The organism is Acinetobacter sp. 25-47-122 (genome assembly GCF_056779695.1).
This window is the reverse complement of the sequence record NZ_JBWYIJ010000001.1, coordinates 1-18159: the sequence shown is the minus strand read 5'-3', so window position 1 is coordinate 18159 and position 18159 is coordinate 1. Positions and strand designations below refer to the sequence as shown.

Annotated in this window: 13 protein-coding genes; 12 read left to right on the top strand and 1 reads right to left on the bottom strand. The window is 39.8% G+C overall.

Annotated elements, in window-relative coordinates; all coding sequences use genetic code 11:
* Positions 1-2 precede the first annotated feature (2 nt).
* The 12 genes from hcaD to AC1M9P_RS00010 all read left to right on the top strand — a co-directional run bounded on the left by hcaD (position 3) and on the right by AC1M9P_RS00010 (position 17218).
* Positions 3-1232: a 3-phenylpropionate/cinnamic acid dioxygenase ferredoxin--NAD(+) reductase subunit gene (hcaD, locus tag AC1M9P_RS00065; protein WP_481586389.1), complete on the top strand. Its 1230-nt coding sequence runs from the start codon at positions 3-5 to the stop codon at positions 1230-1232.
* An 88-nt stretch (positions 1233-1320) separates the two neighbouring features.
* A complete protein-coding gene (locus AC1M9P_RS00060; RefSeq protein WP_481586388.1) occupies positions 1321-2226 on the top strand; it encodes a DMT family transporter in 906 nt (301 codons plus the stop codon).
* Between the two features lie 432 nt (positions 2227-2658).
* Entirely contained in the window at positions 2659-4032 is a 1374-nt protein-coding gene (locus tag AC1M9P_RS00055) for a diaminobutyrate--2-oxoglutarate transaminase (RefSeq protein WP_035267118.1), read from the top strand.
* 3 nt (positions 4033-4035) lie between these two features.
* Entirely contained in the window at positions 4036-5568 is a 1533-nt protein-coding gene (locus AC1M9P_RS00050; protein WP_481586387.1) for a pyridoxal phosphate-dependent decarboxylase family protein, read from the top strand.
* Positions 5569-5921: 353 nt separating this feature from the next.
* On the top strand, positions 5922-6947 hold the full coding sequence (locus AC1M9P_RS00045) for a substrate-binding domain-containing protein (RefSeq protein WP_035267165.1): 1026 nt from the start codon (positions 5922-5924) through the stop codon (positions 6945-6947).
* Between the two features lie 99 nt (positions 6948-7046).
* A complete protein-coding gene (gene pstC / locus AC1M9P_RS00040) occupies positions 7047-8426 on the top strand; it encodes a phosphate ABC transporter permease subunit PstC (RefSeq protein WP_035267115.1) in 1380 nt (459 codons plus the stop codon).
* On the top strand, positions 8426-9814 hold the full coding sequence (gene pstA / locus AC1M9P_RS00035) for a phosphate ABC transporter permease PstA (RefSeq protein WP_481586386.1): 1389 nt from the start codon (positions 8426-8428) through the stop codon (positions 9812-9814). The genes pstC and pstA overlap by 1 nt, the downstream gene beginning before the upstream one ends.
* 12 nt (positions 9815-9826) lie before the next feature.
* Positions 9827-10750, top strand: coding sequence for a phosphate ABC transporter ATP-binding protein PstB (gene pstB, locus AC1M9P_RS00030; protein WP_035267112.1), 924 nt, complete (start codon positions 9827-9829; stop codon positions 10748-10750).
* Positions 10751-10866: 116 nt separating this feature from the next.
* Positions 10867-11913, top strand: a complete 1047-nt coding sequence (locus AC1M9P_RS00025) for a M20/M25/M40 family metallo-hydrolase (RefSeq protein WP_481586385.1) — start codon at positions 10867-10869, stop codon at positions 11911-11913.
* Between the two features lie 230 nt (positions 11914-12143).
* Complete coding sequence (purL, locus tag AC1M9P_RS00020; protein WP_481586384.1) at positions 12144-15977, top strand: phosphoribosylformylglycinamidine synthase; 3834 nt, start codon at positions 12144-12146, stop codon at positions 15975-15977.
* A gap of 134 nt (positions 15978-16111) precedes the next feature.
* Positions 16112-16825 carry an abortive infection family protein gene (locus tag AC1M9P_RS00015; RefSeq protein WP_481586383.1) on the top strand — a complete coding sequence of 238 codons (714 nt, stop codon included), beginning with the start codon at positions 16112-16114 and terminating at the stop codon, positions 16823-16825.
* A gap of 270 nt (positions 16826-17095) precedes the next feature.
* The gene (locus tag AC1M9P_RS00010) at positions 17096-17218 is read left to right on the top strand and encodes a KGW motif small protein (protein WP_257219859.1); all 123 of its coding nucleotides are present in this window, start codon (positions 17096-17098) and stop codon (positions 17216-17218) included.
* 88 nt (positions 17219-17306) lie between these two features.
* Here AC1M9P_RS00010 and AC1M9P_RS00005 read toward each other — a convergent pair whose 3' ends face one another.
* The gene (locus tag AC1M9P_RS00005) at positions 17307-17783 is read right to left on the bottom strand and encodes a hypothetical protein (RefSeq protein ID WP_481586382.1); all 477 of its coding nucleotides are present in this window, start codon (positions 17781-17783) and stop codon (positions 17307-17309) included.
* Between the last annotated feature and the right edge of the window lie 376 nt (positions 17784-18159).

The following is an 18159-nucleotide window of genomic DNA, read 5'->3' as shown; positions in this document are numbered from 1 at the left end:
CCATGAGCAATGTTAACAACATCGTCATCGTTGGTGCGGGTCAAGCAGGCGCAAGTGCGATCCTTGAGCTTCGTGCAAACAAATATGAAGGTAAAATCACATTAATTGGTGATGAAACGCATCTTCCTTACGAGCGTCCACCCTTATCAAAAGATGTCATTTTAAAACCTGAAGAAACCAAGATTGAAATTTTATCTGAAGAGAAATTAGCAGATCTTGGTGTGACAGCAATTCGTGGTAATGGTGTCGTTAAAATCAACGCTGAAGCCAAAACTGTCGAACTTCAAAATGGTGATGTTGTTGCTTATGACAAATTGCTGATTGCAACTGGCGGTGCAGCACGTCGTCTTCCAAACTTCGATGCATTAGGCAAACACGTTTACACGCTGCGTAATCTTGAAGATTCACAAGCCCTTGTACCAGTGTTACAAAAAGGTCAGCGTATCATCCTGATTGGTGGTGGTGTAATCGGTCTTGAGCTTGCATCATCTGCACGTTTCAAAGAATGTGAAGTCACTGTCATTGAAATGGGTCCAATGGTGATGGGGCGTTCATCGCCACGCATCTTGAGTGAATTCTTGCTTGAACAGCAAAAATTGGCGGGTGTGGATGTGCGTCTTTCAACTTCAATTGCAGAGTGCAAGCTTGATGGCGAAGAAATCGTGGTGATTTTAGCCGATGGCGAAGAACTTCGTGCGGATGCTGTGGTTTACGGTATCGGTATTGTGCCAAATGCGCAGTTGGCAGTTGACGCTGGTCTTGACGTTGATCTCGCGATCAAAGTAAATGAAAATTGCCAAACCTCGAATGCTGACATTTATGCGGCAGGTGATGTGGCAACTCAACTTCGTGACTGTGGTAACCACCGACGTGTTGAGACTTGGGAAAATGCCAATCTTCAAGCAGGTATCTTTGCACGCCATGTGATGGGTGTAGAACATCCTACTCCTAATCCAGCATGGTTCTGGACAGATCAGTTGGATATCAACTACCAATTCGTAGGTGATATGGCAGCGGCTGAATGGCTCGTTCGTGGTGAGATTAAACCTGAGCTTCGCGCTGAATCATCATTTGTATTGTTCGGTGTGACTGATGGCATCATCGTGGGTGGCATCACTGTAAATGCGGCCAAAGAAATGCGTCATCTTAAAAAATTGATTAGCAAGCAAGCTGCATTTGAAGCAGATAAATATTTAGATCTTAGCCAAGACCTTCGTAAACTTGTGAAGTAAACTCGGCATGATTGTGCAACAGACCTAGGGTAACTTAGGTCTGTTTTTTATGTGCCTAAGAAAATATTGATTTAATTTTGAGCAAATTATGAATTCTAGTTCCGCGAATATAATGGTCGTTGCGAGTATATTTGCCTTATTGGTATTGATATGGGCTGCAACGCCACTTGCCATTGTATGGAGTGTTGCAGAAATTCATCCAATGTGGGTGCTCATCATTCGATACTTTGGTGCATCTATAATTGCTTTGGCGTTGCTCAAAATGATGCGTGATCCACTCCCGTTTGATCATGTATCGCTGAAAAGTTATGTGGCTGGTAGCCTAAATTTAATAGGTGCGCAGTTATTTATCTACTTGGCAGCGAATTATTTAACTTCAGGCTTAATGGCACTGATCTTCGGATTTTCGCCATTGATTGCAGGTCTCATTGGGCATCTCATCCTAAAAACACATAAGTTGTCTATTTTACAATGGAGTGGAATGGTCATTGCCGTATTAGGTCTCACATTTGTTTTCGCAGAATCTGCAGATGAGCGAGTCAATCCTTGGGGTGTGGTTTTGATGCTGATCAGTATGGTGTCGTATATCAGTTCGATTTTTTGGGTCAAACAAATTAATGCACCTTTAAGCCCCATGAGTCAGGCGACAGGTTCCTTAATCTTTTCAGCTTTAGGATCACTCTTAATCATTCCATTCATTTGGCAACAAATCCCAACTGTGCTACCAAGTACGCAAGCGATGGTGGGTTTTTTATTCACAATGATCATGTCATCAATTGTTGCGATGCTGTGCTATTTTTGGTTAATCCGCCGTTTAGCAGCGTCGACAGTGTCTTTGAGTAATGTCATGACGCCAGTCATCGCCCTAATTTTGGGGGCATCCTTAAATAATGAAATTATTCATAATGAAGCCTTGTGGGGGATTGTCGTTGTGATGATGGGTTTGCTGATGTATTTTAATCGAGAGCTCTTGAAACTATTCTTAAAAAAATGAGTGAAAAAAAGTGGTTTTAATCACACACGTACAACTACATGAATATATAAGATTCATAATGTTACAAAAGTATGCTTTAGCCCAAGCTCGAATTTAGGAATACTGAAAAAGTCAGTTCAAATCAGCAAAAAAATTGAACATTTTTTGCATAATTTGGACTGTTTTACTTTAGCTCAAGTTCAAACTTATCTAAAATAGAAGTGGTACAGTTTGAAATCTATACAAGTTATCTATTTGTCACATTAATATTTTAGAATCTGCTGGTGAAAACGATAGAAATCTATTTATTTTATTTCAAAATTCGTTATCATCGCGCCCTCTAGTTATAACTCTACACAATAGGCTAACTAGAACTCTATAAAGCACCGAGTCAAAGGACCGCAAGTCACCCGACTTATTTCTATTAACCCATATCAGAGATGGTAATTCGATATGAGCGTTTCTTCTGTAAATCCTGCACCTAATTCTACTAACGAATACTATTTGACTCGCCAAAGTCAGATGGAATCTAATGTTCGTAGCTATCCACGTAAATTGCCGTTAGCGATAGCAAAAGCACAAGGTTGCTGGGTTACTGATGTTGAAGGTACAGAGTACCTCGATTGTTTAGCTGGGGCAGGAACATTGGCTTTGGGCCATAATCATCCTGCGGTCATTCAAAGTATTCAAGACACTTTAGCGAGTGGTCTTCCATTACATACTTTGGATTTAACGACACCTTTAAAAGATGCTTTTACTGAAGCTTTACTTGCTGAATTACCGGGTGGTAAAGAAGAGTACTGCCTACAGTTCTGTGGTCCATCTGGTGCAGATGGTACAGAAGCAGCAATTAAACTTGCAAAAACATATACTGGCCGTGGCACTGTGATTAGCTTCTCTGGTGGCTACCATGGTATGACTCATGGCTCATTAGCAATGACAGGTAATTTGTCTGCTAAAAACGCTGTTAATGGTTTAATGCCAGGCGTTCAATTCATGCCGTATCCACATGAATACCGTTGCCCGCTAGGTTTAGGCGGTGAAGCTGGGGTTGACGCGCTTACTTATTTCTTTGAAAACTTCATCGAAGATGTTGAAAGCGGTGTGACTAAGCCTGCTGCAGTTATTCTTGAAGCCATTCAAGGTGAGGGTGGTGTGGTTACAGCACCTGTGAAATGGTTGAAAAAAATTCGTGAAGTGACTGAAAAGCACAACATCGTTTTAATTCTTGATGAAGTACAAGCTGGTTTCGCGCGTTCAGGAAAAATGTTTGCCTTTGAACACGCGGGTATCGAACCTGATGTTGTAGTGATGTCGAAAGCAGTAGGTGGAAGCTTACCACTTGCGGTACTTGGTATTAAGCGTAAGTTTGATGCTTGGCAGCCTGCAGGTCACACGGGTACTTTCCGTGGTAACCAATTGGCTATGGGTACTGGTCTTGCTACGATCAAAACGATCAAAGAACAAAATCTTGCGCAAAACGCACAAGAGCGTGGTGATTTCCTTCAAGCTGAATTGAAGAAATTAGCTGCAGAATTCCCATGTATCGGTAATGTACGTGGCCGCGGTTTAATGATCGGTATCGAAATCGTTGATGAGCGTAAACCTGCTGACCATATGGGTTCACTTCCTGCAGATGGTCAATTGGCTGCTGCAATCCAAGCAGCGTGTTTCAACAACAAATTGTTGTTAGAAAAGGGTGGACGTAACGGTACAGTGATTCGTCTACTTTGCCCATTAATTATTAACCAAGCTGAATGTGAAGAAGTAATTGTGCGCTTTAAGAAAGCAATTTCTGAAGCTTTAGTTGCGGTACGAGGCGCTTAATTCATGGTAGATTTTGCAGAACACCGTAAAGCTTTGCTCTGTAATGATGCTGCATCCATTGCTGACTATACGTCAGCAATGGATCAGGCAACTCAAGCAGTAGCAGCTTGGTTACAAAATGACAAAATGTACACAGGCGGTAGCATTAAAGAGCTTCGCAGTGCAATTGCATTTAATCCTTCTAAAGAAGGATTGGGTGTAGAAAAGTCATTAGAGCGTATGGTTGAGTTATTCCTCAACAAAAGCTTAAAAGTACATCATCCTCATTCTTTGGCACATTTGCATTGTCCTACTATGGTCACTAGCCAAATCGCAGAAGTTCTCATTAACGCAACTAACCAATCGATGGACTCATGGGATCAAAGCCCTGCAGGTTCATTGATGGAAGTTCAGTTGATCGATTGGCTTCGTCAAAAAGTTGGTTATGGTGCAGGTCAAGCAGGTGTGTTCACCTCTGGCGGTACGCAGTCAAACTTGATGGGTGTATTGCTTGCACGTGATGCATGTATCGCGAAAAACTGGAAAGACGAAAACGGCAATCCGTGGTCTGTTCAGCGTGATGGCGTACCTGCGGAAGCGATGCGTAACGTTAAAGTCATTTGTTCTGAAAATGCTCACTTTTCTGTGCAAAAGAACATGGCGATGATGGGAATGGGATTCCAATCTGTAGTGACTGTGCCTGTCGACGAAAATGCGCGAATGGACATGGATGCACTAGAGAAAACCATGGCACACCTTCAAAATGAAGGTAAAATTGTGGCATGTGTGGTTGCAACTGCAGGTACTACCGATGCGGGTGCAATTGATCCATTGAAGAAAGTCCGTGAAATCACCAACAAGTACGGCGCGTGGATGCATATCGATGCAGCATGGGGCGGTGCTTTAATCCTATCTAATAATCACCGTGATTTGTTAGATGGTATCGAGCTTTCTGACTCAATCACACTTGATTTCCATAAGCACTATTTCCAAACGATTTCTTGTGGTGCATTCTTACTTAAAGATGAAGCGAACTATCGCTTTATGCATTATGAAGCGGAATACTTAAACTCTGCTTATGATGAAGAGCATGGTGTACCAAACTTAGTGTCTAAATCGCTACAAACAACACGTCGTTTTGATGCGTTGAAATTGTGGATGACGATTGAAGCACTCGGTGAAGAACTTTACGGTTCTATGATTGACCACGGTGTAACTTTAACGCGCGATGTTGCAGATTATATTAAAGCATCGGACGGTTTAGAGTTATTGGTTGAGCCACAATTTGCATCAGTCTTGTTCCGTGTAATTCCTGAAGGTTATCCAACAGAATTACTCGATACACTGAATCAAAACGTTGCGGATGAATTGTTTGCACGTGGTGAAGCGAATATTGGGGTGACTAAAGTCGGTCAGGTTCAATCATTGAAAATGACAACTTTAAGTCCAGTGGCAACTTTAGACAATGTGAAGAACTTGCTTGCGCTTGTACTGGCTGAGTCTGATCGTATCAAAGCTTCAATTGCTGATGGTACATATACGCCACCAATCGATTAATAGATTGTTTGTGAAAAAAGCGCTCAATTGAGCGCTTTTTTGATATCAAAAATTCATAACTTTGACATATTTTTAGATCATGATTAAAGAACCTTTATGCAGAATTAGGGGGGGATAATTATTAAAGAATAAGTATGTAATAAAAATATCAGTATTTAATCGTAATTATTATAAATTATTGAAATATAATTAAAAAATAAATAAGTAGGTTGGTGTAATAAAAATAATAAAATCGTAATAAAGCTGTAACCTTATTGTCATATTATCAAATCAAAATGCATGTATCGAAATAAGTACAATACTTCAATAAAAAGTAGCGTACTCCAAATTTGCATAAATTGAGAGATAACATGATGCGCTTTACAAATATTGCAATTGCATTAGCACTTTCTGGGGCAGCTGTAGCAACAACCGCAAATGCAGCACGTGACACAATTCAAATTGCGGGTTCTTCTACAGTATTGCCATATGCAAGTATTGTGGCTGAAGAATTCGGTAATAATTTCCCTCAATTCAAAACACCAGTAGTTGGTTCAGGCGGTTCGTCTGGTGGTCTAAAACAATTTTGTAATGGTGTTGGTGACAACACAATCGATATTGCTAACTCATCTCGTGCAATCAAATCGAGCGAATTAGCCGAATGTAAGAAAAATGGCGTTAACCAAGTATTAGAAATAAAAATCGGTTACGACGGTATCGTATTTGCTTCAAATGCTAACAAAGCAGCTTATAAATTACGTCCGCAACATGTATTTGCAGCTTTGGCAGCTGAATTACCTTCAAACGGTAAAATGGTAAAAAACCCATATACACGTTGGAATCAAATTGATAAATCATTACCAAATGAGCCTATCACGCTTGTAATCCCTGCTTCGAATCATGGTACACGTGAAGTCTTCCAGGAGAAAATGGTGGACGCTGGTTGTGAATCGTATGCTGCTATTAAAGCTTTAGATAAAGATGCGAAAAAGAAAGCTTGTACAACATTCCGTAAAGATGGTCGTGTTGTCGAAATTGCGGGTGACTATACAGAAACACTTGCACGTTTAAAAACTTCTCCGAGCGCTGTTGGTGTGTTTGGTTTAGGTTTCTATGATCAAAACCGTGACCGTTTACGCGTTGCAACTGTGAACAATGTGGCACCGTCTGAAAACACGATTTTAAATGGTTCTTACCCTGTATCACGCCCTTTATTCTTCTACGTAAAAGGTGAGCATTTGAAATCAATCAAAGGTTTACCACAGTTTACTGAATATTTCTTAAACAAGCGTGTTTCAGGTAAAGGTTCTAAGTTAGAAAAAGCGGGATTAATTTCACTCTCTGACAAAGAACGCGCAGCAATTTTGGCAAACTTTAAAGCAGGTAAAGCTGTTAAGTAATCAAACGACAAACTAATGGCAGGAATTATCCTGCCATTGGTTTTTTCATTGAAAAAAGTTTTTTCAAACCATGAAAATTGAAAAGACAGTGGAGAATACATGAATCTGCTACTTATAGGTGTGTTATTGGCGATCATCGCCATTGCCTATCAAATCGGATTACGCAAAAGCCGTAACTTAGCAGGTCAGGGAAATAACTCTGCCGCTTTGCATTCACGTCCTGGTTACTATGGGGCATTAGTTGCGTTGTGGTGTGGTATCCCTGCATTTTTAATTTTGATTGTTTGGAACTTGGTTGAGCCAACGATCTTGGAGCAGGTGGTGCTTAATCATTTGCCACAGGATATTAAAGCAAGTCTAGATCCAGCAAGCCTAAACGTAGTTGTTGACCGTGTTCAAGCAATTGCGTCCGGATTTGGTGTCAGTGACACGGCAACGGCATATGAAGTTGCTGCTGCAGAGCAACTGAGTAAATTTTCAACTATTGGCTCTTTTGCAAAATTAGCAGTTGTTATTTGCGCTGCATTGGCAGGTTTGGTATGGGCTAAAAAAAGAATTAGCCAAGATTTTAGAGCGCGTAATCAAGTCGAGAAAGTCATCAATGTTGGCTTAGCTTTATGTTCTGGTGTCGCGATTCTTACAACACTAGGGATTGTAATGTCGATGTTTGGAGAGGCGATGCGTTTCTTCAGTTTCGTCAATCCTTTTGATTTCTTCTTTGGTACAGAGTGGAACCCAGGTTTCAGTACTTCGGGAAGTGCAGAGGGTAGCTATGGTTTACTTCCATTGTTGTGGGGTACGCTCATGGTCAGTGGGATCGCACTATTGGTTGCTGTACCAGTAGGTTTAATGATCGCGATTTATTTGGCTGAATATGCTTCTCCACGCTTCCGCTCTTGGGCAAAACCGACCATTGAAGTGTTAGCGGGTATTCCAACGATCGTTTATGGTGTATTCGCGCTTATGATTATTGGCCCATTTATTAAAACTGTAGGGGCAATGGTTGGTATTGATATCAACGCAACGAGTGCGCTCACTGCAGGTTTTGTCATGGGAATCATGATCATTCCTTTTGTGTCATCTTTATCTGATGACATTATTACTCAAGTGCCTCGAGCATTACGTGATGGATCTTTAGGATTAGGGGCGACCAAATCTGAAACGATTCGTAAAGTGGTCATTCCAGCAGCGTTGCCTGGCATTATTGGTGCATTTTTATTGGCTGCTTCCCGTGCAATTGGCGAAACTATGATCGTAGTTCTAGCAGCTGGTAACAGTCCTCTTTTACACGCAAATCCATTAGAAGCTGTTTCGACCGTAACGATTACGATTGTTAATCAATTAACAGGTGATACTGACTTTGCAAGTCCGCAAGCATTAGTCGCTTTCGCACTAGGACTTACATTGTTTGTGATTACTTTAGGTTTGAACATTGTTGCACTTTACATCGTGCGTAAATACCGTGAGCAATACGACTAATGAGTACTTCTAATCCTAATACTCTCGAGACAGTTGATTCAGCAACAGCTGAGCAGCTTAGAGAAAAGCGTAAGAAGACTATTCAGAATTCTTTAGCTAAACGTCATCGTAAAGAAAAGACGTTCCGTTTCTTCGGTTTTTCAGCAGTGATTGCTGGCTTATTCTTCGTAGTATTGCTATTCGGTAGTATTTTAGCGAAAGGCTTGCCTGCTTTTTGGCAAAGTAGCATGAATTTGCCAATCTATTTCGATCCAAAGATTGTTGAAGTTGGTCCAAAGCCTGTACTAGCTGAAGGTGAGAATCCAGCTCAGTATGAAGAACGCTTTATTGAGTGGCAGACTGAAGTTGGCATGGTGGATTGGGATGCATTGATCATCAATGCCATGATCAAACAAGATCCTCAACTCGAAGCAGAACGTGATGATTTAAGCTATATCTATACGAGCTCTGAAGCATATCGTATCCGTGATATGGTGATGAATGATCCAAGCTTGGTTGGTAAAACAGTCGATGTAAAAATCCTTGCTGACGCAAATATTGATGTGTGGCTTGCAGGTAATATTGATCGCTCATTGCCAGATGAACAGCAACAACTTAGTCCTGAGATTCGTCAAATTGCCGATGAACTCAAGGCTAAAGGTGTCATCGAAAATTCATTTAACACGAATATTTTCACGAGTCCTGACTCTCGTAGTTCACCAGCGACATCTGGTTTAGCTGGTGCATTCATGGGCTCATTGTTCATGATGTTAATTGTAATCTTTATTTCGATTCCAATCGGCGTTGCATCTGCGATCTATCTTGAAGAGTTCGCACCAAAGAACTGGATTACAGATATTGTAGAAGTCAATATCAATAATTTGGCTGCTGTTCCATCGATTGTATTCGGTTTACTTGGTGCTGCAATTTTTATTGGTTGGATGCATTTACCATTATCTGCCCCTTTGGTAGGTGGTCTTGTGTTAAGTTTAATGACATTGCCAACGGTGATTATTACGACACGAGCTTCTTTAAAAGCCGTTCCACCTTCGATTCGCCAAGCTGCATTAGGATTGGGTGCATCAAGACTGCAAACTGTTTTTCATCACGTCCTGCCTTTGGCATTACCAGGTATTTTAACAGGTGCGATTATTGGTGTGGCTCAAGCATTGGGTGAGACAGCGCCGTTATTGCTGATTGGTATGAGTGCTTTTGTAGCCAGTGTTCCAGCAAGCCCATTCGATCAATCTACAGCGCTGCCTGTACAGATTTTCTTGTGGCAGGGTAATGAACTTCGTAACTTCTTCGAAGGTCGTACTGCTGCAGCCATTATTGTTCTCCTTGCGATGATGATTAGCTTAAATAGTTTAGCGATCTGGTTACGTAAGAAATTTGAAGTCCGTTGGTAGTCGGAGTAAAATATGAATACAGTAACTTCGCAAGTAACTCAAAATTCCTTAAAAAAGGATCAATCAGTGAATTCAGATCAAACACAATTTACATCTCAAGATGCAAATCAAAAAACGTCAACTTCGTTTGTTTCACAATTTGACACGCAAAGCGAAAATAAAAAAGAAGCAAAATCGGATGTTGTAAAATTGAGCACAACTGATGTTCATGTTTATTATGGTGAATCTGAAGCGATTAAAGGCATTGATCTTAATATTTACCAAAATGAAGTGATTGCTTTTATTGGTCCATCTGGATGTGGTAAGTCAACATTCCTACGTACTTTAAATCGTATGAACGACACGATTGATAGTTGTCGTGTGACGGGTAAAGTCATGTTGGATAATCAAGATATCTATGATCCTAATCTCGACGTAGTATTACTGCGTGCGCAAGTGGGTATGGTGTTCCAAAAGCCAAACCCATTCCCAAAATCAATTTTTGAAAACGTTGCATACGGACCTAAACTCCATGGTTTAGCACGTGACAAATATGATTTAGAAGAGATCGTTGAAAATAGTTTACGTAAAGCGGGCTTGTGGGATGAAGTTAAGGATCGTTTGAATCAGCCTGGAACTGGTTTATCAGGCGGTCAACAGCAACGTCTATGTATTGCTCGAACTATTGCAGTTTCGCCAGAAGTGATTTTAATGGACGAACCTTGTTCAGCACTTGACCCAATTGCTACGGCTAAAGTTGAAGAGTTAATCGCTGAGCTTTCAACACAATATACTATTGCAATCGTTACGCACTCAATGCAACAAGCTGCACGTGTATCAGACCGTACTGCCTATTTCCATTTAGGTGATTTGATTGAAGTGAATTCGACAGAAAAAGTATTTACTCAACCTGATCATCAATTGACTGAGGCATATATTACGGGTCGATTTGGTTAATTAAAAATTTAGAAACATAAATAAAAAGAGTCTTCGGGCTCTTTTTTTATTACAAAAATCTGTGGATGGAATAAGGTTTTTCTCTAAAATGGAATTCTTAATAAACTGATATCCACATGACAATGAAAAAAATACTTTGTTTAACAGCATTAATGACCAGTATTTTTATGTTGAGTGCTTGCTCACATACACCAAATCAAAATCAACAAGTAACCACGCAAATCAATACTTCGAATTTGATCGAACAACGTCTCATGAGTCATCTTAGTGCCTTAGAAGATATTGCAGCAGCTCATGGCGGTAATCGCGCAGTTGGAACGGATGGTGGTAAGGCAACTGCAACCTATATTATTGAAGAGGCAAAAAAAGCTGGTTTGCACGCTCAGATGTTGCCGTTTGAAAATCGTAATAAGCTCGTAGGTCAGAATATTATTATCGAAATCAAAGGTAAAAATCCTGATTTAGCTACGATAATCGGTGCACATTATGATTCTGTGACCACAGGGCCTGGGATCAATGATAATGGTACAGGTGTAGCCGTTCTATTAGAGCTATTACAACATTATTCAAAATCTGAAAATCATCCTCAAAATACAATTTACCTTGCATTTTGGGATTCTGAAGAAGATGGTATCGGAGGTTCGCAAGATTTTGTTGCTAAAATGACACCTGAACAGCTGAAGGGAATAAAGGCTTATATCAATGTTGATATGGTCGGTACAAAAAATCCGAATATTTTGGTTGCTGATGTAGATAAATCTTCATTAAAAGATTTAGAAGCCCAGTTTAAGTCTGCTGGATTATCTGAATCTGACTATAAACCAATGATTGATGGCTTAAAGTCTTTACCTAGTCATCCAGAAGATACTGCGCTTGAAGAACATTTAAAATCATTCTTTAAAGCAAAGAACTTAACGATCAAAGAAGACATCACCACTTTAACAGCAAGCGACACATCACCATTTCTAGGAAAAGTGCCGGTCACATCGATCATTTTATTTAATGAACAAGAACGTCCAGGTGCAAACGAGGGGGAGATAATTTTAGATTTTGCGCCATGTTATCACCAAGCTTGTGATACCAAGGATTTAGTTGATCCAAAATCTATGATTATGGCTCTAGAGGCGATTCAACATCTGTTAAAAGTCACCAACACTCAATAGTTGAGATGACTGAAGAATTATTTAGGCGTATCTCATTTGAATTGCATCATAGGGTGCAATTCAATTTTTTTTACTGAATAAAAAAGATTTATTCGTAAACTCGATCGAAAATATGTCTTAAAGCAGTTTTGCTATCTAGCTGAATTTTGCAATACACAGTAGAATATGCGCTCTCTTCAAGTCACATTGTGGCATGGTTCAAAAGACCATCCCGTGGAGCCAAAATCAGCATGTTTATCGTGGCCGGTGCACCAGCACACTCTTCTTTTAAGCAAACGCAACTATTAACTCGTTTACAGTCAATTAGTTCGGTTCAATCAATAGAAAGTCAATGGGTTTATTTATTCGACCAAGCGCTCAACGAGCAACAACAGCAATCAGCTTTACAGCTTCTAAATGATGGTGCGTCATTTGAATTACGCCAAGCAGCCACAGATGAGATTCAAATCTTAGTCACTCCACGCGTAGGCACAATTTCGCCGTGGTCTTCAAAAGCGACCGATATTTTCGCGAACTGCAACACACCGGTTCATCGTCTTGAACGCGGTGTTTTGTTTACTTTGAAGGGTGTAAAAGACGTTTCAAATGAAATTAAGCAAATTCTGCATGACCGAATGACAGAAAGTGTTTTCAATCAAATTGAAGATGCTGCTGCTTTATTCACTGAAACTGAGCCAAAACCGCTGAACTCGATTGATATTTTAGGTCAAGGTAAAGAAGCGCTCGTAAAAGCAAACTCTGAATTTGGTTTTGCTTTATCGGATGAAGAAATTGATTACTTAACTGATGCATTTATCAAGTTAGGTCGCAATCCGCATGACATTGAACTCATGATGTTTGCACAAGCGAACTCTGAGCATTGTCGTCATAAAATCTTTGGTTCAGAATGGACAATTGATGGAGAAGTCCAACCATTGTCATTGTTCCAAATGATTAAAAATACCTATAAAGAATCACCTACAGATGTATTGTCAGCATATAAAGACAATGCTTCAGTGATTGTTGGTTTTGATACGCAACGTTTTTATCCAAAAAAAGATGAAAATGGTCATTATGTTTATAAATACAAGAGCCAAGCTGCCCACATCTTAATGAAAGTGGAAACCCACAACCATCCTACAGCGATTGCACCATTTGCAGGTGCGGCAACAGGTTCGGGCGGTGAAATCCGTGATGAAGGTGCAACAGGTCGTGGTGGTAAGCCAAAAGCAGGCTTAACAGGTTTCACTACATCTAACTTGAATATTCCAGGCTTTGAACAGCCATGGGAAGAAAACTACGGTAAACCATCTCGTATGGCATCTCCACTTCAAATTATGATTGAAGGTCCATTGGGTGGTGCTGCATTTAACAACGAATTTGGTCGTCCTGCGTTAAATGGTTACTTCCGTACATTTGAGCAAAATGTAAATGGTGATGTAAAAGGTTTCCATAAGCCAATTATGATTGCTGGTGGTTACGGTAACATCCGTCCTGACCACGTTGAAAAAGATGCGATCCAACCGGGCGATTTATTGATCGTGCTTGGTGGTCCTGCAATGCTCATCGGTCTTGGTGGTGGCGCTGCTTCTTCTGTAGATAGCGGTACAATGGGCGAAAGCTTAGACTTTGCTTCTGTACAACGTGAAAACCCAGAAATGGAACGCCGTTGCCAAGAAGTCATTGATACTTGCTGGCGTATGGAAGACCACAACCCAATCGTGTCTGTACATGACGTAGGTGCTGGTGGTATTTCAAATGCGATGCCTGAACTGGTAAATGACCACGAATTAGGTGCAAAACTTGATCTTCGTAAAGTACCATCATTGGAGCCAGGTATGGCGCCAATGGAAATTTGGTCAAATGAAGCGCAAGAGCGTTATGTATTGGCGATCCGTCCATCTTCATTAGAATTATTTGAATCAATCTGTGCGCGTGAACGTTGTCCGTTTGCCGTATTAGGTGAAGCGACTGAAGCGCGTCATTTAACGGTTGAAGATCCTTTGTTTGGTAACAACCCAGTTGATGTACCAATGCAAGTGATCTTAGGTGGTACGCCACGTATGAGCCGCGCCTATGACTGTATCGAACGTCACGGTGATGACTTTAATGCGGCTAAAGTGACTGATCTTAAAGATGCGATTTACCGTGTGATTAAGAACCCAACAGTTGCGTCTAAATCATTCTTAATTACCATTGGTGACCGTTCAATTACAGGTATGGTTGCACGTGACCAAATGGTTGGTCCATGGCAAGTGCCTGTAGCAGATGCTGCGGTAACAACAACAAGTTTAGTGGGCTACACAGGCGAAGCAATGGCAATGGGTGAACGTCCACCTGTAGCATTGTTAAATCCTGCGGCATCTGCACGTTTAGCAGTGGCTGAGTCAATCACCAACATCATGTCTGCAAAAATCGAGAAAATCAGCGACATTAAATTGTCTGCGAACTGGATGGCAGCAGCAGGTCAAGTAGGCGAAGATCAAGCATTATTCGAAGGTGTAAAAGCCATCGGTATGGAAATGTGTCCTGCGCTTGGTATCGCAATTCCTGTAGGTAAAGATTCTTTATCGATGCGTACGACTTGGAATGACGAAGGTGAAGTTAAGTCTGTAACTTCTCCAATGTCAGGTGTGATCACAGCATTTGCACCAGTGACTGATGTGCGTAAGACATTAACACCAGAATTGAAAAACTTAGATTCAGTACTTGTACGTATTGATTTGTCTAAAGGTCAATTCCGTCTAGGTGGTTCGATCCTTGCGCAAGTGTATAAAGCAATTGGTTCTGTAACGCCTGACGTAGATAGCTTCGATGACTTCAAAGCATTCTTTGCATTGGTGCAAGATTGGAACAACCGTGGCTTAATCAAGGCTTACCATGACATCGGTGATGGTGGTTTAATCGCAACTGTTGCAGAGATGATGTTCGCTTCACGCTTAGGTGTGGCATTAGAAGATCAATCTGTAGCAAGCTTATTTGCTGAAGAAATTGGTGCAGTATTACAAATTGCTAAAGCTGATTGGGATGCACTACAGGCTGAAGTTTCAGCATCAAGCTTAAAAGATGCGATCAGTGTCGTTGGTACAGTGAATACTACTGATACGCTAACGATCAATGGTTTAACGCTTGATCGTGTTGAACTGCAACAAGCGTGGACTGAAGTGTCACATCAGATTCAACGTTTACGTGACAACGTGGAAACTGCAGATCAAGAATATAGTTTAATTGCGAATAAAGATCATAAAGGTCTTATTGCAAAAGCGACATTCGATTTGAATGAAGAAATTGAAGCACCGTATATCAATACACGTCGTCCGAATATGGCAATCTTGCGTGAGCAGGGTGTAAACGGTCATGTCGAGATGGCAGCTGCATTCGACAAAGTCGGTTTCAATACGATCGATGTCCATATGAGTGACCTACTCGCTGGTCGTGTAAGCCTTGATGAATTTGAAGGTTTAGTGGCATGTGGTGGTTTCTCTTACGGTGACGTTTTAGGCGCTGGTGGTGGTTGGGCGAAGTCAGTATTGTTCAATCCTAAACTTCGTGATCAATTTGAGAAATTCTTTAACCGTCAAGAAACATTCTCACTCGGTATCTGTAACGGTTGCCAAATGTTGTCTCAATTGGCTCCACTCATTCCAGGTGCTGAAAACTGGCCACGTTTCCATCGTAACGTATCAGAAATGTTTGAAGCGCGAGCTGTAAACGTTCGTGTTGAAAAATCTAAATCTGTACTGTTAGAAGGTATGGAAGGTTCGATTTTACCAATTGCTGTGGCGCATGGTGAAGGTCGCGTTGTTGCAGCGGACAGCTCTATTGCTGCATTGAATGCGGGTAATCAAGTGACTTTACGTTATGTTGATAGCCAAGGTAATCCAACTCAACATTACCCATTGAACCCGAACGGCTCACCTGAAGCAATTACAGGTGTGACTTCAACTGATGGTCGTGCGACGATTATGATGCCTCATCCAGAGCGTAATTTCCGTGCGATTCAGCACTCTTGGAAACCTGAAGATTGGGATCAAGATGGTGCATGGTTACGTATGTTCCGTAATGCTCGTAAGTTTATTGGTTGATTAAATCAATAGATTGAAAAAGCCACCATAAGGTGGCTTTTTCATAGGTAAATTATTGTTTTGAAGATGTAGAATTGAGTTGAAAAAAAATAAAGAGTTCTCAAATGTCTGGTCTAATTTAAAAAGTATTACACTTGCGTGAATTGCTAATAGCTAGGGCTACAGATAGTTATGAAAAAGGTACCTCAGAGGCATTTCAAGAGCTTAGAAAAGAATTGCTGATAAAAAACCTTTATGGATATATTCCATTTATTGTTAAAGATACAAATACCTTAGATGAGTTTGAAGCAAGAATTAAATGGGATTTTAAATCTTATGTGGAACGTGAGAATTATATTTATTCAGAATTTAAAGAGTTATTGAATGTTTTAGAAAGTAGAAATACTTCTCCCTTAGATCAAGTAGTGGAGTTGAGAATTAACGAATTAAGTTCTGATTATATTCATCAAATATGGCAGAAAGCATTAGAGCGGAGAGTAACTGATCCTGATGGTGCTATTACATTAGCAAGGACACTTTTAGAGTCGACTTGTAAATATATTCTTGATGAACATCAAATTGACTACGGAAATGCGCCTGATATTAATCAACTATACAGATTAGTCAGTAAAGAATTAAATTTAGCACCTTCTCAACACACAGAACAAACTTTTAAACAGATTCTTGGAGGATGTAGTTCAGTGATTGGAGGCTTAGGATCATTGAGAAACAAAGTAGGGGATGCACATGGTCAGGGCAAAAAGAATTTTAAGCCTGCATCGCGTCATGCTGAATTGGCAGTCAATTTAGCTGGAACAATGTCAGTTTGTTTATTTTCAACGTGGAGCTTAAAAGAAAATAATGAATAAATTTATTAATAAAAAGCATTGTTAAATAGTATCTTAAATTTACCTTATGGAAAAATAAATTTAGATTCGCTAACATGAGCTTATTCAGCCACCATTTTGGTGGTTTTTTGTTTTTATAGATTTGGTTTCAAAATCTTTCTCCCACTGGACTTGGTTTGGTTTTTGCTTTTATATAGAGGTTAGGACAAGTGTGTTTATTGGACATATAGCTAACCATAATAAGTAAGAATTTAATGCGGTTCGTTTTTAACTCAGGTATGAGGTGACGATATGACCAAAACAATGATGATACTGAACAAACACGAGTTGAGGCAAAAAGGCTGGAAGCTATTCGCTTTTGTGGCCAGTCTTCAAATCCTATTTTTAATTGCAGGTTATTTCTTAACTGCGTAAAAAAAAGCCACCTTAAGGTGGCTTTCTTTAAATTCGAATTTAAAGCTCAGTTAATGAATCTTTAAGTTGATGCTGATCGAATAAATGATTACAAGCTACGACATTGTCCTTCTTTGTCACCCTTAACGCGGTTTTGTCCGCCTTTTGGAGTTTGGCTATTTGACTCACATTTTAAATTACCATCGACCTGATTTGCAGTAACCTGAATGCTTGAACGATTTTCTTTAAGTTCAATATTGCCATCTACACGGTTATTGTGCAGTTGGATCGTTTTACCTTTTTCAAGTTGAATATTGCCGTCAATGCTATTGTTTTTAGCCGTCACTTGACCAAAATTTCCTTTAGATTCGAGGTTACCATCAATCGTGCTATTTAAAATAGTTGCTTGCGTATTTGAATAGAGCATTACATTGCCTTTGACCGTAACTTGATCAAGCGTACATGGTTGTTTCACTTTTATATTGTCATCAATGGTTTTATTCTTAATTACACCGTTACAATTAAAGTCAGCGAGCGCTGGAACAGACAAACCTAAAAGTAGGGATGATAAAATTAACTTATTCATTTTAAACTCCTTTCATTATAATATGTTCATAATTGAACCATGTCATGATATGAAAGAAATGTGACAATCCTTTGAATACTCAGCTAATTTTTTTGCTTTAATGATAATTTGTATAAATAAAACTTAATAATGACTATTTTGTTCAATAACGGAATATATCCAAACAGTCACTCACAAGTAGTGAGGCAGATTTTTATCAAAAGCCCTCTATAAGTTAATTCTACTATTTCAATAAACAATTAAATAAAGCATTTTGTAGAGTAAAATTTTTTTTAAATTGTAGAATAGATCTCTTTCATAAATCAAAAAACGATCTATTTCTTGCTGATTATTTGTACCGAAGAATTTTAAATATTCATGCATAATCTGCGGATGA